This is a genomic window from Mesorhizobium sp. M7A.F.Ca.US.007.01.2.1 (assembly GCF_003998165.1).
GTDB lineage: Bacteria > Pseudomonadota > Alphaproteobacteria > Rhizobiales > Rhizobiaceae > Mesorhizobium > Mesorhizobium ciceri.
In genome coordinates this window covers 1-19,196 of sequence record NZ_RZQP01000117.1, presented here as the reverse complement: position 1 = coordinate 19,196, position 19,196 = coordinate 1, and the positions used below count along the sequence as shown (strand labels likewise).

Annotated in this window: 22 protein-coding genes and 1 pseudogene; 12 read left to right on the top strand and 11 right to left on the bottom strand. The window is 61.5% G+C overall.

The annotated features are described in order from the left end of the window. The 4 genes from aztA to EN949_RS20590 all read left to right on the top strand — a co-directional run. Positions 1 to 717: zinc ABC transporter ATP-binding protein AztA (aztA, locus tag EN949_RS20605; RefSeq protein ID WP_164782521.1), on the top strand; the 717-nt coding region annotated here is incomplete at its 5' end. Continuing rightward, entirely contained in the window at positions 717 to 1,592 is an 876-nt protein-coding gene (aztB, locus tag EN949_RS20600; protein WP_013532308.1) for a zinc ABC transporter permease AztB, read from the top strand. The genes aztA and aztB, both read left to right, overlap by 1 nt. A 27-nt stretch (positions 1,593 to 1,619) precedes the next feature. Next, the gene (gene aztC, locus EN949_RS20595; protein ID WP_013532309.1) at positions 1,620 to 2,561 is read left to right on the top strand and encodes a zinc ABC transporter substrate-binding protein AztC; all 942 of its coding nucleotides are present in this window, start codon (positions 1,620 to 1,622) and stop codon (positions 2,559 to 2,561) included. Positions 2,562 to 2,711: 150 nt separating this feature from the next. Next, entirely contained in the window at positions 2,712 to 3,050 is a 339-nt protein-coding gene (locus EN949_RS20590; protein WP_063167740.1) for a TIGR01244 family sulfur transferase, read from the top strand. Between the two features lie 77 nt (positions 3,051 to 3,127). Here the strand turns inward: EN949_RS20590 and EN949_RS20585 are convergent, their stop codons facing one another. Beyond that, positions 3,128 to 3,595 (bottom strand): Lrp/AsnC family transcriptional regulator, encoded by a 468-nt coding sequence (locus tag EN949_RS20585; RefSeq protein ID WP_013532311.1) that lies wholly within the window; start codon positions 3,593 to 3,595, stop codon positions 3,128 to 3,130. 138 nt (positions 3,596 to 3,733) lie between these two features. Here EN949_RS20585 and hppD point away from each other — a divergent pair, with 138 nt between their 5' ends. From hppD to EN949_RS20570, 3 genes are all read left to right on the top strand, one after another. Next, the gene (hppD, locus tag EN949_RS20580; RefSeq protein WP_127365972.1) at positions 3,734 to 4,846 is read left to right on the top strand and encodes a 4-hydroxyphenylpyruvate dioxygenase; all 1,113 of its coding nucleotides are present in this window, start codon (positions 3,734 to 3,736) and stop codon (positions 4,844 to 4,846) included. A gap of 62 nt (positions 4,847 to 4,908) precedes the next feature. Next, the gene (locus EN949_RS20575) at positions 4,909 to 5,136 is read left to right on the top strand and encodes a type II toxin-antitoxin system prevent-host-death family antitoxin (protein ID WP_013532313.1); all 228 of its coding nucleotides are present in this window, start codon (positions 4,909 to 4,911) and stop codon (positions 5,134 to 5,136) included. Beyond that, positions 5,133 to 5,507 (top strand): type II toxin-antitoxin system VapC family toxin, encoded by a 375-nt coding sequence (locus EN949_RS20570; RefSeq protein ID WP_013532314.1) that lies wholly within the window; start codon positions 5,133 to 5,135, stop codon positions 5,505 to 5,507. Before EN949_RS20575 ends, EN949_RS20570 begins: the two co-directional genes overlap by 4 nt. A 27-nt stretch (positions 5,508 to 5,534) precedes the next feature. On the opposite strand, the pseudogene EN949_RS36595 reads toward EN949_RS20570, so the two are convergent. The 5 genes and pseudogenes from EN949_RS36595 to hmgA all read right to left on the bottom strand — a co-directional run. Next, a pseudogene (locus tag EN949_RS36595) lies at positions 5,535 to 5,630 on the bottom strand (damage-inducible protein DinB); the annotation flags it as partial. Between the two features lie 4 nt (positions 5,631 to 5,634). Beyond that, the gene (locus EN949_RS20560) at positions 5,635 to 5,922 is read right to left on the bottom strand and encodes a hypothetical protein (RefSeq protein WP_127365973.1); all 288 of its coding nucleotides are present in this window, start codon (positions 5,920 to 5,922) and stop codon (positions 5,635 to 5,637) included. Between the two features lie 4 nt (positions 5,923 to 5,926). Then, positions 5,927 to 6,940: a fumarylacetoacetate hydrolase family protein gene (locus tag EN949_RS20555; RefSeq protein WP_127365974.1), complete on the bottom strand. Its 1,014-nt coding sequence runs from the start codon at positions 6,938 to 6,940 to the stop codon at positions 5,927 to 5,929. Next, positions 6,937 to 7,824 carry an MBL fold metallo-hydrolase gene (locus EN949_RS20550; protein WP_032899759.1) on the bottom strand — a complete coding sequence of 296 codons (888 nt, stop codon included), beginning with the start codon at positions 7,822 to 7,824 and terminating at the stop codon, positions 6,937 to 6,939. Before EN949_RS20550 ends, EN949_RS20555 begins: the two co-directional genes overlap by 4 nt. A gap of 11 nt (positions 7,825 to 7,835) precedes the next feature. Beyond that, complete coding sequence (gene hmgA, locus EN949_RS20545) at positions 7,836 to 9,149, bottom strand: homogentisate 1,2-dioxygenase (protein WP_127365975.1); 1,314 nt, start codon at positions 9,147 to 9,149, stop codon at positions 7,836 to 7,838. 87 nt (positions 9,150 to 9,236) lie between these two features. On the opposite strand from hmgA, the gene EN949_RS20540 reads away from it, so the two are divergent. After that, positions 9,237 to 9,710, top strand: coding sequence for a MarR family transcriptional regulator (locus EN949_RS20540; protein WP_127365976.1), 474 nt, complete (start codon positions 9,237 to 9,239; stop codon positions 9,708 to 9,710). A gap of 144 nt (positions 9,711 to 9,854) precedes the next feature. Next, positions 9,855 to 10,361: a DUF2380 domain-containing protein gene (locus tag EN949_RS20535; RefSeq protein ID WP_013532320.1), complete on the top strand. Its 507-nt coding sequence runs from the start codon at positions 9,855 to 9,857 to the stop codon at positions 10,359 to 10,361. 8 nt (positions 10,362 to 10,369) lie between these two features. Here EN949_RS20535 and tdh read toward each other — a convergent pair whose 3' ends face one another. Next, the gene (gene tdh / locus EN949_RS20530) at positions 10,370 to 11,404 is read right to left on the bottom strand and encodes an L-threonine 3-dehydrogenase (RefSeq protein WP_013532321.1); all 1,035 of its coding nucleotides are present in this window, start codon (positions 11,402 to 11,404) and stop codon (positions 10,370 to 10,372) included. A 52-nt stretch (positions 11,405 to 11,456) separates the two neighbouring features. Further along, a complete protein-coding gene (locus tag EN949_RS20525) occupies positions 11,457 to 12,644 on the bottom strand; it encodes a glycine C-acetyltransferase (RefSeq protein ID WP_024504815.1) in 1,188 nt (395 codons plus the stop codon). A 331-nt stretch (positions 12,645 to 12,975) separates the two neighbouring features. On the opposite strand from EN949_RS20525, the gene EN949_RS20520 reads away from it, so the two are divergent. Continuing rightward, positions 12,976 to 15,042 carry an EAL domain-containing protein gene (locus EN949_RS20520; RefSeq protein WP_064994161.1) on the top strand — a complete coding sequence of 689 codons (2,067 nt, stop codon included), beginning with the start codon at positions 12,976 to 12,978 and terminating at the stop codon, positions 15,040 to 15,042. A 76-nt stretch (positions 15,043 to 15,118) separates the two neighbouring features. Further along, positions 15,119 to 15,859, top strand: a complete 741-nt coding sequence (locus EN949_RS20515) for a polysaccharide deacetylase family protein (RefSeq protein WP_081714379.1) — start codon at positions 15,119 to 15,121, stop codon at positions 15,857 to 15,859. 71 nt (positions 15,860 to 15,930) lie between these two features. On the opposite strand, the gene EN949_RS20510 is transcribed toward EN949_RS20515, so the two are convergent. Continuing rightward, complete coding sequence (locus EN949_RS20510) at positions 15,931 to 16,668, bottom strand: hypothetical protein (RefSeq protein ID WP_127366271.1); 738 nt, start codon at positions 16,666 to 16,668, stop codon at positions 15,931 to 15,933. Positions 16,669 to 16,858: 190 nt separating this feature from the next. Continuing rightward, on the bottom strand, positions 16,859 to 17,287 hold the full coding sequence (locus tag EN949_RS20505; protein WP_013532326.1) for a MarR family winged helix-turn-helix transcriptional regulator: 429 nt from the start codon (positions 17,285 to 17,287) through the stop codon (positions 16,859 to 16,861). Positions 17,288 to 17,402: 115 nt separating this feature from the next. Between EN949_RS20505 and EN949_RS20500 the strand changes: the two genes are divergently transcribed. Then, the gene (locus tag EN949_RS20500) at positions 17,403 to 17,810 is read left to right on the top strand and encodes a hypothetical protein (RefSeq protein WP_063171867.1); all 408 of its coding nucleotides are present in this window, start codon (positions 17,403 to 17,405) and stop codon (positions 17,808 to 17,810) included. Between the two features lie 143 nt (positions 17,811 to 17,953). Here EN949_RS20500 and EN949_RS20495 read toward each other — a convergent pair. After that, positions 17,954 to 19,196, bottom strand: a 1,243-nt coding sequence (locus EN949_RS20495) for an FAD/NAD(P)-binding oxidoreductase (RefSeq protein ID WP_127371758.1), incomplete at its 5' end; no start/stop codon positions are given.

The window sequence follows — 19,196 nt, the reverse complement described above, 5'->3', positions numbered from 1 at the left end:
GGCTCGCTGACCGCTGTGGTCGGCGCCAACGGCTCCGGCAAATCGACGCTGATGAAAGGTATTGTCGGCGTCCTGAAGCCGATGGCCGGCGAGGTTGTCCGCGCACCCGGTGTACGTGCCGCCTATCTGCCGCAGCAATCGGAGCTCGACCGGTCCTTTCCGGCGCGGGTGGTGGATCTGGTTTCGCTCGGCCTGTGGCCACGGCGCGGCCTGCTTGGCCGCTACACTAGGGAAGATCGCGATGACGTCAGCAAGGCGCTGATGGCGGTGGGCCTCGGCGGTTTTGAAAAGCGGCCGATCGACACGCTGTCGGGCGGCCAACTGCAGCGCACGCTGTTTGCCCGTGTCCTGCTGCAGGACGCCGACCTCATCCTGCTCGACGAACCCTTCAACGCCGTCGACGCCAAGACGGTCGGCGACCTCATTGCGCTGATCAAGCACTGGCATGGCGAGGAACGCACCATCATGGTCGTCGTCCACGATCTGGATCTGGTGCGGCAGAATTTCCCCGAAACGCTGCTTCTGGCCCGCCAGCCGATCGCCTGGGGCGAAACCCGGGAAACGCTGAAGCCTGAAAATCTGTTGCGCGCCCGCCGTTTTCACGAGGCCTGGGAAGAAAATGCACCCTGGTGCGAGCCGGGCGAGGACGCTCATGGTCACGATCACCATGGCCACGATCACGATCACCAACATGGCGTCGGACCGAGGGCTGCTTGATGGACATGCTTTACGGCCTAGTCATCGCGCCCTTCGCCGATTTCGCCTTCATGCAGCGGGCGTTGATCGGCTCGCTGATGCTGTCGCTCGGCGCCTGCCCGATCGGCGTCTTCCTTATGCTGCGGCGCATGAGCCTGTCGGGCGACGCCATGGCGCACGCAATCCTGCCCGGTGCAGCCGCCGGCTTCCTGTTCTATGGGCTGGAAATCCTGCCGATGACCATCGGCGGCCTGATCGCCGGCGTCATCGTCGCGCTCGGCGCCGGCGCCGTCTCGCGTTTCACCATCCAGCGCGAAGACGCCTCGATGGCGGCTTTCTACCTGATTTCGCTCGCCATCGGCGTGCTGATGGTGTCGATCCGCGGTTCCAGCGTCGATCTCATGCATGTGCTGTTCGGCACCGTGCTGGCGCTCAATGACGAGGCCCTGACGCTGATCGGCGGCATCGTCGCGGTGACGCTGGTCAGCCTCGCCATCTTCTGGCGGGCGCTGGTCGCCGAATGCCTCGACCCGCTGTTCCTGCGCTCGGTCAGCCGGCTCGGCAGCCCGGTGCATTTCATCTTCCTCGGCCTTGTCGTACTCAACCTCGTCGGCGGCTTCCAGGCGCTCGGCACGCTTCTATCGGTTGGGCTGATGATGCTGCCGGCCGCGGCCGCCCGCTTCTGGACGGTTCGCGTCGAGCCGATGTGCGTGCTGGCCGTACTGATCGGCTTCGCATCCTGCGTCGCCGGGCTGCTTTTGTCCTATCACGCCTCGCTGCCATCCGGCCCGGCCATCATCCTGTCGGCCGGCGTCGTCTATTTCGCCTCGATCCTGTTTGGCACGCGCGGCATCCTGCGCGCGCGCATCATCCATCACCGTCACAGAACGGCCTGATCCCCGCCCCTAGAAGGAGACCCCTCTATGCTGAAATCCATCCATGCCGCCCTGGCGATGAGCGTTATAACATTAACCGCCTTTGGCGCATCGTCGGCCTTCGCGGCCCCGCTGAAAGTGGTCGCCAGCTTCACCGTCATTGCCGATTTCGCCAAAAATGTCGGCGGCGACCGCATCGATGTCACCACCATCGTCGGGCCGGATGGCGATGCCCATGTCTACGAGCCGAGCCCGGCCGATGCGGTGGCCATGGCCAAGGCCGACATCGTGCTGGTCAACGGCCTGCATTTCGAAGGTTTTCTGCAGCGGCTGGTCGATGCCAGTGCCACCAAGGCCTCGATCATCACCTTGACCAAGGGCGTGACGCCGATCGATTTCAAGCCTGAATTCGCCGATGCCGACGCGGCCGAAGGTGCCGGCACCGGCGGCGGCAAGACGGTCACCGATCCCCACGCATTCCAGTCGATTGCCAACGCCAGGATCTATGTGAAGAACATCGCCGAGGCTTTCTGCGCGGCCGATTCGGAAGGCTGCGTCAGCTATCAGACCAATGCCGCCGCCTACACCAAGAAGCTTGATGCGGTCGAAGGTGAAGTGAAAGCGGCAATTGCCTCGATCCCAGAGAGCAAGCGCGTCGTCATCACCTCGCACGACGCCTTCGGCTATTTCGAACATGCATACGGCCTGACCTTCCTCGCCCCGCAAGGGGTCTCGACCGACTCCGAACCATCCGCCGCAGACGTTGCCAAGCTGGTCAATCAGGTGAAGCAGGACAAGGCGGCTGCGATCTTCGTCGAGAACATCACCAACCCGCGCCTGATCGAGCAAATCGCCAGCGAAACCGGCATCAAAGTCGGCGGCACGCTCTATTCGGACGCGCTGTCGCAGCCCGACGGCCCGGCCGCGACCTATATCGACATGATGCACAACAACATCCGTCAGATCAAAGGCGCTATTCTCGGCAGCTGAGTTTGAAGGATTGTCCAGCCGGGCCGCATCGGCCCGGTTGGATTTTCTGGCACGCAATGGCTATTTGGCAGAGAAATCCTTCGGCACGGATTGCCGCCCATGTCGGGGAGTGGCAAGACTGCCACCTGACCAGTTTGCGAGGATGCTGCCATGGAATACCGCGAAATCAGCGAGGACTATTCGGTCTCGGGCCAGATCCAGCCCGAAGACGTCGCCGCCATCAGGGAAGCTGGCTTCAAGAGTGTGATCTGCAACCGGCCCGATGACGAACAGCCGGGCCAGCCTTCTGCCGACACCGTCGGGGCAGCGGTCGAAGCCGCAGGCCTCGCCTTCCGCTACATTCCGGTGATCAGCGGCCAGATCACGGCCGAGAATGTCGAGGATCAGGCCGAAGCGCTCGAGGAACTCGACGGCCCGGTCTTCGCCTATTGCCGTTCCGGCGCCCGCTGCACCAATCTCTATGGACTGATCCAGCAGTCGAAGGGTTGAACGGCCCTTCCGTCATTAGGCTGGCGATCCTTCACACCCCCTCTGGCCTGCCGACGTATCAATGATATCCGCTCAGATTAAATCGGCAGCGCGCCGGTTTCCTTCAGCGTCTCCAGCACGATCGCCGTTTTCACATGCTGCACGGATTCGTGCGGCAGTAGCACGCCGTTGACGAATTCCGACAATGATTTGAGATCCGGCGTCACCACTTTCAGGATGTAGTCCATCTCGCCGGTCAGCGCGTGCGCTTCCTGCACTTCGGGCAGCCGCGCCACCAGTTCGCCGAAGCGCCTTGCATTGTCGCGATTGTGGGTGGCGAGCGTGACCGAAATGACGTTGACCAGGGAAAAACCGAGCTTGTCGCGGTCGAGAACGGCGCGATAGCCCCTGATGAAGCCGTCCTCCTCCAGCCGCTGACGGCGGCGCGAGCATTGCGACGCCGACAGGTTCACCCGCTCCGAAAGATCGTTGTTGGTCAGCCGCGCATCACCCTGCAACAGTGCCATTATCTTGCGGTCGAACTGGTCAATGCGCGCCTCATCCATGGCTTTCCCTCACATCATGCATGCTTCACGCATGACATCATCATTTCAAGCGTTTGAATGCAAGCACCGTGCGCCTCCTCCGGGTTATGATCGTGTCAAATCGCCTTTTCAGGCCAAGTCAGCTTTTGGAGGAATGCCATGGGTCCCTTTCCGCACGATGCCCCGCCCGCCAGGATCAGCAAGGACAACCCGGCCGGCACCGATGGGTTCGAGTTCGTCGAATTCGCGCATCCGGAGCCGCAAAAGCTGGCTGAACTGTTCACCCGCATGGGCTATGTCGCGGTGGCCAAGCACCGCACGAAGGACATCACCGTCTGGCGCCAGGGCGACATCAACTATGTCGTCAATGCCGAACCCGGCTCGCATGCGATGAAGTTCGTCGACAGGCACGGCCCTTGCGCCGCCTCGATGGCCTGGCGGGTGGTCGATGCCAAGCATGCTTTCGACCACGCGGTTGCCAAGGGCGCCACGCCTTACGACGGCGCCGACAAGGCGCTGGACGTGCCGGCGATCGTGGGCATCGGCGGCTCGCTGCTCTATTTCATCGAAACCTACGGCAAGAAGGGCTCGGCCTATGACGCCGAGTTTGAGTGGCTGGGTGCGCGCGACCCGCGGCCGGAAGGCGTCGGCTTCTACTATCTCGATCACCTGACCCACAATGTCTATCGCGGCCAGATGGACAAATGGTGGGATTTCTACCGCAATCTGTTCGGCTTCAAGCAGATCCATTTCTTCGATATCGACGGCAAGATCACCGGCCTGGTCAGCCGCGCCATCACCTCGCCCTGCGGCAAGATCCGCATTCCGCTCAACGAGTCCAAGGACGAGACCAGCCAGATCGCCGAGTACCTGAAGAAGTACAATGGCGAAGGCATCCAGCACATCGCCGTCGGCACCGACGAAATCTACGAGGCCACCGACAAGCTCGCCGCCAACGGGCTGAAGTTCATGCCCGGCCCGCCTGAAACCTACTACGATATGTCCTATGACCGCGTGAACGGCCATGACGAGCCGATCGAGCGGATGAAGAAGCACGGCATCCTGATCGATGGCGAAGGCGTCGTCGACGGCGGCACGACCAAGATCCTGCTGCAGATATTCTCGAAAACCGTGATCGGGCCGATCTTCTTCGAGTTCATCCAGAGGAAGGGCGACGAAGGTTTTGGCGAAGGCAATTTCCGCGCGCTGTTCGAATCGATCGAGCAGGACCAGATCAAGCGTGGCGTGATCAAGGTTCAGGCGGCGGAATAGCCATCGAACTCACTTGCGGCCCGGCCAATTATGACCTAAATTCTGGTCATAAGAGGTCGTCTATGAATATCCCCATGGCAAAAGCGAAGGCTCAGCTTTCCGAATTGGTGAAACGTGCCCAGGCTGGCGAAGAGATCCATCTGACCAGACATGGAGAGGTTGTCGCAACCTTGAGCGCTCCCGTTCGGGCTGGTGGGAGCAAAGGCTTGCTTGGCGCCCTGAAAGGCCAGATTTGGATATCGGATGATTTTGATGAACTCGGTCCCGAATGGGACGAGTATATTAAATGAGCCGCAGATATCTGGTCGATACCCATATTCTGCTTTGGGTACTCAACGCCGATTCACGTCTTTCGGATCATCATCGCGATATCTTTCTCACAGGCAAGGATGTGATCGTCAGCGCCGTCTCGGTGGCCGAGATCGCCATCAAGAAATCGCTCGGCAAAGTGACGCTCACAGGCGACATCGTGGACATCCTGCGATCGAACGGGATTCCGATTCTCGGCGTAAACGAACTACACGCGGCGAGACTTGAACATCTGCCGCTTCACCACCGCGATCCCTTCGACCGCCTGCTTATTGCGCAGACCCAAATTGAAGGCCTGACGTTGGTCTCCGCGGATCGGCAATTTTCAGCCTATGACGTCGTATTGGCCTGATCGCCCAAGCCCAGCCGCTTGACCTCTTTCGCCGGGCTGAAGAGACAATACCGCGCGGTAGAGTCGGTCGTTCGACCAGAGATTGTTGCCGGCCATGCTGCGCGGGTAGTCGGGCAGGCTCATCACGTCATCCGGTTGACCGCGACAGATACAAGCCCGCCCACATAACGACAAATCCAGCAAGAACGATCAGCAGCAACCAGTTCATACGCCGACGCATGCTCTGCGTTTCCGCGTCCCGCGCGACGTCCATGTTGGTGACGGTGTGGAACATCATCGCATTGCGCGGAAAGCCGCTGCGGTTGGTCAGGTCGGGCGATCGCGCCTCGATGCGATAGCTCAGCCGGATCGCCTGGATGAAGACCGCCAGTATGGCGAGTGCCCAGACACCAGCCAGCAGATAGCCCCCCGTCATGCCCTTACCTCTCGTATTTCTCGACCTTCTGTTCGATGGCACCGAAGATCGAATGCCCAGCCTTGTCCTTCATCTCGATGCGCACCGTGTCGCCGAAGCGCAGGAATGGCGTTTTGGCTTCGCCCGACACAATGGTTTCGATCATGCGCAGTTCGGCGATGCAGGAATAGCCGGCGCCACCGGCCGAGACAGGCTTGCCCGGCCCGCCGTCGAGCTTGTTGGAGACGGTGCCGGAACCGATGATCGTGCCGGCGGCCAATGGCCGTGTCCTTGCTGCATGAACGATCAGCGCAGGAAAGTCGAAGGTCATGTCGATACCGGCATTGGCGCGGCCGAACGGCTTGCCGTTGAGATCGGTAAGCAGCGGCAGGCTGACCTTGCCGCCGTCCCAGGCATCACCCAGTTCGTCCGGCGTCACAGCGACCGGTGAAAACGCCGAGGACGGCTTTGATTGGAAAAAACCGAAACCTTTGGCCAGTTCCGGTCCGGTGAGCGCGCGCAACGTAACGTCGTTGACCAGCATGACCAGTCGGATCGCTGCCTTTGCTTCTTCGAGGCTTGCACCCATCGGCACATCGTCGACGATGACAGCGACCTCGCCCTCCATGTCGATGCCGAAGGCTTCGTCAGCCGTGCGGATCGGATCACGTGGCGGAATGAAAGAATCCGAGCCGCCCTGGTAGATCAGCGGGTCGGTCCAGAAGCTCGCCGGCATCTCGGCGCCGCGCGCTTTGCGCACCAGCTCGACATGGTTCACGTAAGCCGAGCCATCGGCCCATTGATAGGCACGCGGCAGCGGCGAATGGGCGTCATGTTCGTGGAAGCGCTCCGCCGGCATCGCATTGTTCTCAAGCGATTCCGCTATTGTCGCGAGATGCGGGGCGATGCGCCGCCAGTCGTCGAGCGCCGCCTGCAGCGTGCGAACCAGGAACGAGGCGTCGGTGAAGCGTGTCAGGTCGCGCGAGACGACGACGAGTTTCCCGTCGCGCGTCCCGTCCTTCAATGTGGCAAGCTTCATGCGGTTTCCTCTCCTGCTGCAGCTTTGGCGCTGCTTAAGCCCACAACAAGACCGTCGCGGGCGATCGTCAAGTCGCCGTTCCAAGTTTTCCTGACAGCGGCAGTCCAGTCGGCCTCGCCTATCAAAGAATCGTCGGCCGGAATGAGGTGGTTGAGCACCAATCTCTTCACGCCGGCATCGCTTGCGATGCTGCCGGCCTCTTCGGCAAAGCTGTGGCTGGCGAGCAGATGCTCTCTGAGCCGCGCACCATTGCCGGTCCTGGCCACCAGTCGCTCGATGCCTTCTTCCAGCATGGCTTCGTGGACGAGGATGTCGGCGCCTCGGGCAAAATCGGCGAGCGGCGGATAAAAGGCCGTGTCGCCGGAGAACACGACGCTTTTGGCGCCATGCTCGAAGCGAAGCGCAAAACAATCGGTCACCGGCGGATGCTCGACGCGCAGCGCCGAAACCGTCAAGCCGCCCTGCGCGACCACCTGACCTTCGCCGAATTCGCTGATCGACACCAGATCGCGAATATCCGGCCGGCCTTCGTCAACGATGCGGATCTCGATGTCGAACTCCATCGCCTGGCAAAAGCGCCGCCAGTAATGACCGGTGCCGGGCGGGCCGAACACGCCGACGGGCGTCGCGAGGCCCGCCGTCCAGGCGGTGTGGATCAGCGGCCCCAGTTCCAGCACATGGTCGGAGTGCAGATGCGTGATGAAGATCAGGTCGAGCGACTTCAGGCTGATGCCGGCATCGACCAGACCACGCGTCACGCCAAGGCCGCAGTCGACGACGATGCTGCGGCCGCCGATCTGCAGCAGCGACGAACTCGGCCATGGACCACCCGGCCGCAATGCCGGGCCACCCTTCGAGCCCAAAAGCACCAGCCGATCCGGCATTGGCTCGGTGATCAAGACCAGTCGCCCTCGGGCGTGCCGTTGAAACGCTTCTTCAGGTCGGCCCAGCAGTCGATGTAGTTGTCCTGCCGGGTTTCGAGCTCGGCGCCGTAGCGGGTCAGCATCTGCGGAAATCGGGTCTCGAACATGAAGGCCATGGTGTTGTCGAGCTTGACCGGTTTCAGCTCCGCGCGCGAGGCCTTTTCGAAGCCAGGCGCATCCGGCCCATGGGCCAGCATCAGATTGTGCAGGCTGATGCCGCCGGGCACGAAACCTTCTTCCTTGGCGTCGTACTGGCCGTGGATCAGTCCCATGAACTCGCTCATGATGTTGCGGTGGTACCAGGGCGGCCGGAAGGTATCTTCGGCCACCAGCCAGCGCGGCGGAAAGATGACGAAGTCGATGTTGGCCGTGCCCTCCTCGCCGCTCGGCGCGGTCAGCACCGTGAAGATCGACGGGTCGGGATGGTCGAACAGCAGCGCTCCGACCGGTGAAAAGGTCGCCAGATCATATTTGTAGGGCGCGTAGTTGCCGTGCCAGGCAACGACATCCAGCGGCGAATGGCCGATCTCGGTGACATGGAAATTGCCGCACCATTTCACGATCAGCCGGCACGGCGTTTCCTTCTCCTCGAACCAGGCGTAAGGCGTCTTGAAATCGCGTGGGTTGGCCAGGCAATTGGCGCCGATCGGGCCGCGATCGGGCAGCGTCAACTTGGCGCCGTAGTTCTCGCAGACGTAGCCGCGCACTTCGGCGTCGACCAGCTCGACCTTGAAGACCAGACCACGTGGCAGCACGGCGATCTCGCCGGGCCGCAGCTTAATGACGCCCATCTCGGTGACGAAGCGCAATGCGCCGACCTGCGGCACGACCAGCAACTCGCCGTCGGCATTGAAAAAATGATCGTCCGCCATCGAGGTGTTGGCGACATAGACATGCGCCGCCATGCCAGTCTGCCCGAGCACGTCGCCAGCGGTTGTGATGCTGCGCATACCGGCGATGAAATCGGTCGGCTCCTTCGGCATCGGCACCGGGTTCCAGCGATACTGGCCGAGCGCCAGTTCATGATCGCCGACATTGGGCGCACTCTTCCACAAGGGATAGCTCGCCGCCTTGAAGCGGCCGGTGTGCTTGACGCTCGGCCGGATGCGGTAGAGCCAGGACCGCTCATTGGTGCCGCGCGGCGCGGTGAAGGGCGAGCCTGAAAGCTGCTCGGCATAGAGGCCGTAGGCCGGCCGCTGCGGCGAATTCCGGCCCTGCGGCAACGAGCCGGGCAGCGTCTCGGTCTCAAAATCGTTGCCGAAACCCGGCATGTAGGAAAAGGCCATTGCTTCCTCCCGGAATGGATCTCAATTGACCAAACTGGTTTCATTTGTAACCATCGAAAATGTAACCATCAATGGCGGCTTTGAAAAATGGCGATCAGGAGCGAAGCGTCCGACGCGGCTGAAATTCTCAATCTGGAAAACTTCCTGCCCTACCGGCTCTACCGGCTTGCCGACGCCGTCAGCCGCGAATTTTCGAGGATATACAAGGACAGCCATGGCCTGACGCGGCCGGAATGGCGCACCCTTTCGGGGCTGGGGCAGCATGGAACGATGACTGCGACCGAACTCGGCGAGCAATCGGCTATGCACAAGACCAAGGTTTCACGCGCCGTGGCTGAACTCGAACGGCGGCGTTGGCTTGTGCGTACGCCAGATGAGAATGATCGCCGGGTCGAGCATCTGTCGCTGACCGGAACGGGGCTTGCCGCCTATCGCGAGATGGTGCCGCTGGCGAAGGCGTTCGAACGGGATTTGCTGGCAAGGCTCAGCGCTGAAGAGCGCACGGCGATCACCAGCGGACTGGCTGCATTGGAGACCAGTCTGGTCCCGAGCAAGAGTTAGTCCAAGATCAAGCCAATCACTCTGAACGACAGAGTTCGAGCGAGACTGCGTGGAAACTCCCGAAGCATAGCATTGCTTTCGATTTAATCGTGATTTGCGTTGTCAGGCCGCGTATAATGCCCATCATACCGACAGGAGGATACGATGAGCATTCGCACATTAAGTGTCCTGGTGACGCTGCTTGTAGGCACCTGCACATTTGCGCAGGCGCAGCAGACAAAGCCGATGTCGATCGAAGTGTTCCCTTTCGAATTGGAGGACAAGAGCGCCGGGGCGGGAATAATTCCCCCGGATGAATATGACAGGCGCTATCTGTCGGAATCAGCACAAGTTGCTAAGGACATGCTCTCCCAGTCTGGGCGTTTTACAGTAATTGATGTGCCGGCGAGGGATACACAGGCTGCGGCGCCGCACGGATTGCGCAACTGCGCTGGTTGTGAAGGCCCGATTGCCAAGGAGCACGGCGCGTCGCTTGCCTTGCTTGGCGTCGTAACGCGCGTCAACCGAACAGAACATACTATGTTCATTCGCATCCTTGACGCCGAAACCGGGAAACATGTTTCGGAGGGGTTTACCGATCTTCGCATGGGTGCGAACTACGCGTGGCCCCGCTCCGTGAAATGGCTGATGAAAAACAGAATTCTGCGTTAGGGCGGCATCTACCAATCCATCACCACCTTGCCGGAACTGCCGCTGCGCATTGCATCGAAGCCGGCTTGGAAATCGTCGATGCCGATGCGGTGCGTGATAAGCCCGGAAACATCCAGCGGCCCCTGCACCAGCGCGATCATCTTGTACCAGGTCTCGAACATCTCGCGGCCATAGATGCCCTTGAGATGCAGCATCTTGAAGATGACCTTGTTCCAGTCGATCTCGAATCCGGTCGGGGCGATGCCCAGAATGGCGATCTTGCCGCCGTTGTTCATGGTGTCGATCATGTCGCGGAAGGCGGGGGCTGCGCCCGACATTTCGAGGCCGACATCAAAACCCTCGGTCATGCCGAGTGCCGGCATGACATCGCGCAGCTTTTCCTTGGACGCGTCGACGACATGCTGGACGCCGAGCTTTTTCGCCAGCGCCAGCCGCACCGGATTGATGTCGGTGATGACGACTTTTCGCGCGCCGACGCATTGGGCGACGAGCGCGCCCATGATGCCGATCGGCCCGGCGCCGGTGACCAGCACGTCCTCGCCGACCAGATCGAAGGAGAGTGCCGTGTGCACGGCATTGCCCAACGGATCGAAGATGGCGGCGATCTCGTCCGGCACATCATCGGGGATCGGCACGACGTTGTGCTGCGGGATAGCCAGATACTCACCGAAGGCGCCCGGACGATTGACGCCGACGCCGAGCGTGTTGCGGCACAGATGCCCTCGCCCGGCGCGACAGTTGCGGCAATGACCGCAGACGATGTGGCCCTCGCCCGACACGCGCTGGCCGACCTTGTATTCGGTGACCGCTGCGCCGAAATCGGCAACGGTGCCGACGAATTCATGGCCCGTCACCATCGGCACCGGCACCGTCTTCTGCGCCCACTGGTCCCAATTGTAGATGTGCACGTCGGTGCCGCAGATCGCCGTCTTCTTGATCTTGATCAGCACGTCGTTAGGGCCGATTTCCGGCACCGGCACCTCTTCCATCCAGATGCCTGGTTCGGCCTTGGCCTTCACCAGCGCTTTCATCATGTTCGACATGCTTTTGTCCCTTGAAGCTCTTGTTCCGGAATCGCTTTTCGATTCCGGCTTGTCAGGAAATGACGCCGAGTTCGCGCCCGACGGCGGCGAACGCTTCCACCGCGCGGTCGATATCGGCGCTGGAATGCGCCGCCGACATCTGCGTGCGGATGCGCGCCTGCCCCTTTGGCACCACCGGGAAGGAGAAGCCGATGACGTAGATGCCGCGCTTCAGCATGCGCGCGGCCATCTCCTGCGCCAGGCTGGCATCGCCCAGCATCACCGGGATGATCGGATGATCCGCTCCGGCCAGCGTGAAGCCGAGCTTGCCCATTTGCGACCGGAACCGCGCAGCGTTGTCGTAGAGTTTGTCGCGCAGCCCATCGCCGTCCTTGATCAGCTCGAACACCTTGATCGAAGCGCCGGCGATCGCCGGCATCAGCGTGTTGGAAAAGAGATACGGCCGTGAGCGCTGGCGCAACCAGTCGACCACCTGGCTTTTGCCCGAGGTGTAACCACCGGAGGCCCCACCAAGTGCCTTGCCGAGCGTCCCGGTGATGATGTCGACCCTGCCCTCGACGCCGCAATGCTCGGCCGAGCCGCGGCCGTTCTGACCGACGAAGCCGACGGCATGGCTGTCGTCGACCATCACCATGGCGTCATACTTCTCGGCGAGGTCGCAGACACCCCTGAGATTGGCGATGATGCCATCCATCGAAAACACGCCGTCGGTGGCGATCAACCGGAAGCGGCAGTCCCGGGCTTCCTTCAGGCGCGCCTCGAGATCGGCCATGTCGTTGTTGGCGTAGCGGAAACGTTTGGCCTTCGACAGCCGCACACCATCGATGATCGAGGCATGATTCAAGGCATCCGAAATAATGGCGTCTTCCTCGCCCAGCAGCGTCTCGAACAGGCCGCCATTGGCATCGAAGCAGGAGCCGTAAAGGATGGTGTCTTCCATGCCGAGGAAGGAGGAAATCGTCGATTCGAGCTGCTTGTGCTCTTCCTGCGTGCCGCAGATGAAGCGCACCGATGCCATGCCGTAGCCATAGCGGTCGAGCGCCTGCTTGGCAGCATTGCGCAAATCGGCGCTATCGGCGAGGCCGAGATAGTTGTTGGCACAGAAATTCAACACCTTGTCGCCGCCGACCTCGATCTCGGCCGACTGCGTCGAAGTGATCACCCGCTCCGACTTGTAGAGGCCTGCCGATTTGAGCCCCGCGAGCTCGCTGTCGATGTGGGAGAGGAATGCTGCGGTCATGACCTAGCCTCGTTTGATGTGGGCCGACTGTCGTCTCGTCCGCGCGAAAAATCCATCGCAAAAACGACCGGATCGGTGGCAAGCAGCACGATGCGGCCCCGATGTCGATCATCACGCGGCCGAGGAACGACACCACGACAAAGGTTCTGGCCGATGTCCGCTCAAATGCCGGTACGGTGCTAAACGAGCCGATAACCATTCCGCGATCTTTCCACGGCCGCCCCTTGCCGGACAGCCGTCGATTTCCGGTCCTGTTAACGTTTGCAGTTCAATGGTGCTCATACAAGAATCCCTAGGCAAGAATCCTTAGGCGAGAGGGCCGCCCCCGAAAATGTCGCAGCAGCCGGTGCAAACCGTTTCAGGCAAGCTCATACTGCTGATCAAGGCTGGCTATTGGCTAGCCCTGCTGATCATTGCGGCCATGGTGATCGCCTCCTTCATCCTGCTGCAGCAGATGATGGCCACCCAACAGCACAATCACACCTTGCTCGACATCGTCAGCACACAAAAGACGCTGTCGCAGCGCATCGTCTTCCTTGCCAGTGCAACGGGTGCCGGTTCACGCGACAAGCAACCGGCGCTGGTCAGCGCGCTCAAGCAGGCAACGGCGGAGTTCGAGACCAACTACGACCTGCTGCTCCATCAGACAGGAGCCGATCCGCAATCGCCGGCCAAGCTCGACCCGAAGTCGATCGAAAGCGTCCTCTTCGCCAAGCCCTTCCACCTCGACTATTTCTCGGTCGGGCTGATCGCCAATGGCGACCGCCTGATCTCTGCCTATGAATCGCAATTCAGCGGCAATGGCGGTTACAAGGGCGGCGGCGAACGCGTCAATCTCGACGCCTCAGTCGCCAATGCGACCTTGTCGGGTTATGCCGCGCTCGGCCAGCGCATCACTGCCGACGCCGACGACCGCTCCGAGAGGCTGCTCGCTCTCCATCGCACGCTGTTCTACGCCACAATCGGCGTCATCATACTGGTGGCGCTCTTCATCTTCAGGCCGATGTCGAACGCCATCCTGCGCAAGACGCATGAACTGATCGACGCGCGCAATTCCATGGCCTTCATCGCGGTTCATGACGGCCTCACCGGCCTGCACAACCGCACGTTCCTGACCGATCATTTCGACACGCTGATCAAGGGCACGCACCGGCGTCGCGAACGCCTTGCCGTCGTCCAGCTCGATCTCGACCGATTCAAGCAGATCAACGATACGCTCGGCCACGCCGCCGGCGACTATGTGCTGGTCGTCACGGCACAGCGCATGCGCGATTCCTGCCGGGCGTCGGATCTGTGCGTGCGCCTGGGCGGCGACGAGTTCGTCATGATCCTCGGCGGCGCCGGCGGCACCGAAGACATCAACATGCTGGCGCGGCGCATCCTGGCGCACATCAACGAGCCGATCGTCTTCCAGGGCACGACCATTCTCCCAGGCGCCAGCGCCGGCATCGCGGTCTATCCGATCGACGCCGACAATGCTGGGGATTTGCTGGTCCATGCCGACCTGGCGCTTTATTCCGCCAAGAAGCTTGGCGGTGGCAACTTCTCCTTCTTCTCCGAGGAACTGCGCCGCGAACTCGATTATCGCAAGCAGCTCGAGCACGACATCAAGGTCGCCATCGCGGAGCGGGCGTTCCAGGTCTATTTCCAGCCGCAGGTCTCGCTGACCAACGGCACGATCAGCGGCATCGAGGCGCTGGTGCGCTGGAACCATGCGGAGCGCGGCATGATCCCGCCCGGCGAATTCATCCCGGTCGCCGAGAAATGCGGCTTCATGCCCGAGATCGGCCGCATCGTCATCACCAAGGCGATCAACGAGGCGGCCAAATGGAATCGCGCCGGCATTGCCTTCGGACGGCTTGCCGTCAATGTTTCCGGCACCGAGCTGCGCGAGCACGATTTCGATGCGTTCTTGTTCGAGACGCTGGAAAAGGCTGGGCTGCCGCCGCAAAAACTGTCGCTGGAGATCGTCGAATCCGTCATCCTCGACGACGAAAAGACAGGCATCGCCGCCAAGCTGCGCCACATCAGGGCAGCCGGCGTCCATCTCGAACTCGATGATTTCGGCACCGGCTATGCTTCGCTCAGCCATGTCAACCCGAACGAGATCGACCGGCTGAAGATCGATCGCCGCTTCGTTCAGAACATCCATGAGAATGGCGACAACTCGAAGATCGTGCGCGCCATCACCGAGCTGGCGCGTGGCCTCGGCATCTCGATCGTCGCGGAGGGTGCCGAAACCGAGGCCGAGCTCGATTCGCTGATGGCGATCGGCTGCGACCAGGTGCAGGGCTACTCCATCGCCTTCCCGATGCCGCACGACAAGGCGCTGGAATGGCTGACCGCTCGCATGCCGAAGAAGGCCAAGCTGACGGTGCTGCAAGGAAGCCTGGCATAGGTACGGCCGGGCTGCCTTGACAACCGCGTGTGAAGATGGCCGCCTTGTCGTGATCGCAACAGGGATATCGGGGCTGATGACACCGTTTCGGTTTGCCCTTGCGGCACTGCTGATCTTTGCGGCCCCCGCCCAGGGCGCCGATCGCACCATCTATCTTACCTTCGACGATGGGCCGCTGAACGGCACAAGCAACATCCTCGACGTGCTGGAGGCCGAGCAGGTTCCTGCAACCCTATTCATGGTCGGCATGCATGCACAGGCGAGCGCTGCCAACAGAGCGCTCGTCCAGCGCGCCAAGCAGCTTCCTCTGGTGACGCTCGGCAACCACAGCTACAGCCATGCCTACAATCACTACCGGCATTTCTACGGCGACACCGAGGGTGTCGTCGCCGACATGGTACGGGCAAACGCGGTGCTCGGCTTGAAGCCCGTGGTGCATGCAAGGCTGCCGGGGCGCGACGTGTTCAGGCTGCCCTCCATGTCGAAGAACGACACTTCGCTTGGCCTCGCCCAGGAGGGGCATGAAGAGCCCGACTACGAATTTGTCGCGGCCTCAGGCTTCTATCTCTACGGCTGGGACCATGAATGGGTGCACAAGGACAACGGCGAGCCGGTGCAGAGCGTCGACCATCTGGTCAGCGAGATCGATCATCTGTTCGGCTATGGCCGCTTCGTCAAGCCCGGCAAGCTGATCTTGCTGATGCATGACGAGATGTTTCAGGACGGCTTCGACGGCAAGACGAAACTGACCAATTTGATCGCCGCGCTGAAGCTGCGCCGTTACGCCTTTGGGGCAATCCAGGGCTACGACGACTGAACCGGTGAGGACGGCAAGTTCTTCAGCGGATGTGCATCGGTACCCGATGCTGTCGCATGGCCGGCAAGGCGTCAAAGCACCTCGATCGATTCCCCGCGCAGCTTGTGCCGACGCAATTTGATGTATGTGCGCAAATTAGGCGTCATCTGAAAGCCCACCAGCTTCGTCTCCTGGAGGGGAGCAGCCCACGCCATCGTCTCGTAGCGGGCGCCGTAACCTTCGATGGTGGCGGCAAGATTTTCGCGGCCCAGATTCCTGGCCAGAGTGGCGCAGGCAGCAACCCTCGAACGAATCGACTGGCCGTATTTGGGCGCAAACGCCAGTCCGCCGTCCGCCAGGTCATCGACCTCATGGGCAAGCGCCAGGAACAGAATGTCCTCGTCGCCGGTCGGCACACCTTTGTCCACAATGCGCTCGGGATCTCCCGTGTCGAATTTCAGTCCGACCACGCGAGCGACAAGACCCTCGACGCGAGGACCAATTTTTTGCTCCAGCCACTTGCGGTGAGCATCGGTTCGCCTGCTGGATTTGCCGTCCGGATACTGGCCTCCGTCATAGGCGGCGTGAAACATAGCAGCGAGGACAAGATCGACGCTTTTGTCGAAATGCGCGACCGACGACGCAGCTCCCACCGCATGGCAGATGAAAGGCCGTCCCGTCTTGCGATAACGGCCGTTGAACATCGCGCAACACACACGATACGCCTTCTGCACCCGGGCGATATCGGCAAGCGGATATCCAGCCTCGTATAGCTGGATGTAAAGCGCCGTGTTGGTCTGGCGCGGAACGAACAGATCTTCTTTGGTCAACTTGTCCCCCCGAACGTTGTTAGGTTTTCCGGCGACTTCTCGCTGCCGAAGCCAGCGGCTTCGGTATTCTTGCACAGATTTTGCAGAAGAGTTGAGCCTGACCTCTCCCCACCAGGATCAGCCGGACAATGGAACGTTACAAATGTGATGAGGGAAGTCCAGTCCAAGGAAATTCTTGGTCCGTCGGGTTCTATCCCCCGACATTGCCCCGCAACACAGCCAGCACCTGCGCGAACTCCGCCAGACGCTCGTCGGTCAATCCCACTCGCAGCCGCTTGTCGAAGACGAGCGCGGCCTTTCGCAGTGTCTCGAACATCGCTTCTCCGGCCTCGGTCAATTCGACCAGATGAACCCGGCGGTTGACGGGGTCGCGGCGGCGCATCAGCAGGCCCTGCGCCTCCATGGCGTTGAGATGATGGGTCAGCGTCGCGCCCTGGATACCGATCATGCCGGCAAGCTCGCGCTGGTTGGCAAGGTTGCTCGACTTGACCGATAGCAGCGTGAGCCAGATCGGCAATGTACCTCCAGCCTCGACCAGGGCAGCATCGAAGGCCTGGGCAACCAGCTTGGCGGTTCGTCCGAGATTCATGCCGACTGGCGGGCGGTCAAAGGGTGTCATTGCAGGACCCTAGACGGTGTCATGCACGGATGGAACTGGCACGACTTATATATTGACATCTAACCATTCGATATCTAATTATCTAGAGATGGCAGGCTAAAGAGGAAATCCGGTCATGCAGTATGTCTACATCGTCGTTATCGGTCTTCATGTCATGGCAGGCGTATTCTGGGCGGGCACGACCATCGCGGTCGGCCGTGACCCGGACATCCGGGCGGAACGGTTCTTCCGGCCGCAAATGGGCGCTGCCGGCCTGGTTTTCCTGACCGGCATACTGCTCTGGTATTTCTTTCACGAGGGTGTTTTCGGCTCGATGGAGAAGGTGCTGGCGCTGGGCATCGTGGCGGCCCTGATCGCCGCCGGCGTGCAAGGCGCGCTGGTGGGCTCAGCCAGCAGGCAGCTTGCCGGTGCCGATGCGGCAACGGAAAGGCAGTTGCGCGCGAAGATGACAAGAGGCGAGCGCATTGCCGGGGGGCTGTTGGTGCTGACAGTGCTGTGCATGGCCACCGCCAGAATGTTTTGAACGCCGCCACGCGGCACACCCTCACAGAATCGTGCGTTGTCTGGCGACGAGCCAATGACGTGCGGGCGCGCGGCCAGACCGAAGTACATGGGCTCTCGTACGCAGGTCCGGCCGCGCGCCACCGATCCTCGCAACGCCCAATTTCAGATCCGCAAGCCGAACCTGATGCCGTCGTAGATGGCGGCATGGATGTTGCGCGAGGCGACCGCGTCGCCGATGCGGAACAGTACAAAGCCGCCTTCTGGATTGCGCTTGGGGAAGATGTCGCCGCCGCTCACCAGCCGTTCGTAGTCGACCGCACCGCCGTTCTTCGACAGCGGCTTCAGCGAGAGATAGAGATCATCGAGCGGCAACGTACCGTGCTCGACCACCACCTGGTCGACCCTGCGCTCGCCGCGCCAGCCATCGGCGAAATCCGATGCCAGTTCGGCGACCAGTTGGTTGCCCTCGCGGCGCACCGAACGCAGCCGCGTGTTGATGGTGATGATGACGCCCTTTTCCTGAAAGGCGCGCATGTACGGCACATGGTTCATGCCGCCCATTTCCGGGGCAAAGAAACGTTCGGGCGAGACAAGTTCGAGTTTCGAGCCGGCATTGGCGATCAGTTCGGCGGCGCCCATGCCCTGATGGCCGCCATTGTCGTCATAGAGCAGTACATTTTCGGCCGGCTTGACGCTGCCGGCCATGATGTCCCAGCTTGAGGTGACAAGATTGTCGCCGGCCGTCAGCGGCGGGTTCTGCGGCAGGCCGCCGGTGGCGACCACCACCACGTCGGGTGACAGCGCCAGAACATCGTCCTTCTCCGCCCAGGTGTCGTAGCGGATCTCGACGCCGAGCCGGGCGAGTTCAGCCAGCCGCCAGTCGATGATACCGATCAGCTCCTTGCGGCGCGGATTCTGCGTCGCCAGTCGAATTTGGCCGCCGGCCTGGCTCGATGCTTCAAGCACCGTCACCTTGTGGCCGCGCTCGGCTGCGACCCGCGCAACCTCCAGCCCGCCGGCGCCGGCTCCGATGACCACGATTTTCTGCTTCGGTCCTTCGGTCTTGACGATGATATGCGGGATTTCGGCCTCGCGGCCAGTCGCGGCATTGTGGACGCAAAGCGCTTCGCCGCCCTCATAAATGCGGTCGAGACAATAGGTGGCGCCCACGCACGGGCGGATCTCATGCTCGCGGCCCTCCATCACCTTTTTGATGATGTGCGGATCGGCGATATGGGCGCGGGTCATGCCGACCATGTCGAGCTTGCCGGTGGCAATGGCGTGGCGTGCGGTGGCCACGTCGGATATGCGCGCCGCGTGGAAGGTCGGGAATTTCGTCGCCGCCCTCACCTCTCCGGCGAAATCGAGATGCGGCGACGAGCGCATGCCGGCCACCGGTATGACC

Bases quoted from the DNA above. Each gene is read 5' to 3' on its own strand.
- aztB (WP_013532308.1), top strand. From the start codon at position 717: ATGGACATGCTTTACGGCCTAGTCATCGCGCCCTTCGCCGATTTCGCC.
- aztC (WP_013532309.1), top strand. From the start codon at position 1,620: ATGCTGAAATCCATCCATGCCGCCCTGGCGATGAGCGTTATAACATTA.
- EN949_RS20590 (WP_063167740.1), top strand. From the start codon at position 2,712: ATGGAATACCGCGAAATCAGCGAGGACTATTCGGTCTCGGGCCAGATC.
- EN949_RS20585 (WP_013532311.1), bottom strand. From the start codon at position 3,595: ATGGATGAGGCGCGCATTGACCAGTTCGACCGCAAGATAATGGCACTG.
- hppD (WP_127365972.1), top strand. From the start codon at position 3,734: ATGGGTCCCTTTCCGCACGATGCCCCGCCCGCCAGGATCAGCAAGGAC.
- EN949_RS20575 (WP_013532313.1), top strand. From the start codon at position 4,909: ATGAATATCCCCATGGCAAAAGCGAAGGCTCAGCTTTCCGAATTGGTG.
- EN949_RS20570 (WP_013532314.1), top strand. From the start codon at position 5,133: ATGAGCCGCAGATATCTGGTCGATACCCATATTCTGCTTTGGGTACTC.
- EN949_RS20560 (WP_127365973.1), bottom strand. From the start codon at position 5,922: ATGACGGGGGGCTATCTGCTGGCTGGTGTCTGGGCACTCGCCATACTG.
- EN949_RS20555 (WP_127365974.1), bottom strand. From the start codon at position 6,940: ATGAAGCTTGCCACATTGAAGGACGGGACGCGCGACGGGAAACTCGTC.
- EN949_RS20550 (WP_032899759.1), bottom strand. From the start codon at position 7,824: ATGCCGGATCGGCTGGTGCTTTTGGGCTCGAAGGGTGGCCCGGCATTG.
- hmgA (WP_127365975.1), bottom strand. From the start codon at position 9,149: ATGGCCTTTTCCTACATGCCGGGTTTCGGCAACGATTTTGAGACCGAG.
- EN949_RS20540 (WP_127365976.1), top strand. From the start codon at position 9,237: ATGGCGATCAGGAGCGAAGCGTCCGACGCGGCTGAAATTCTCAATCTG.
- EN949_RS20535 (WP_013532320.1), top strand. From the start codon at position 9,855: ATGAGCATTCGCACATTAAGTGTCCTGGTGACGCTGCTTGTAGGCACC.
- tdh (WP_013532321.1), bottom strand. From the start codon at position 11,404: ATGTCGAACATGATGAAAGCGCTGGTGAAGGCCAAGGCCGAACCAGGC.
- EN949_RS20525 (WP_024504815.1), bottom strand. From the start codon at position 12,644: ATGACCGCAGCATTCCTCTCCCACATCGACAGCGAGCTCGCGGGGCTC.
- EN949_RS20520 (WP_064994161.1), top strand. From the start codon at position 12,976: ATGTCGCAGCAGCCGGTGCAAACCGTTTCAGGCAAGCTCATACTGCTG.
- EN949_RS20515 (WP_081714379.1), top strand. From the start codon at position 15,119: ATGACACCGTTTCGGTTTGCCCTTGCGGCACTGCTGATCTTTGCGGCC.
- EN949_RS20505 (WP_013532326.1), bottom strand. From the start codon at position 17,287: ATGACACCCTTTGACCGCCCGCCAGTCGGCATGAATCTCGGACGAACC.
- EN949_RS20500 (WP_063171867.1), top strand. From the start codon at position 17,403: ATGCAGTATGTCTACATCGTCGTTATCGGTCTTCATGTCATGGCAGGC.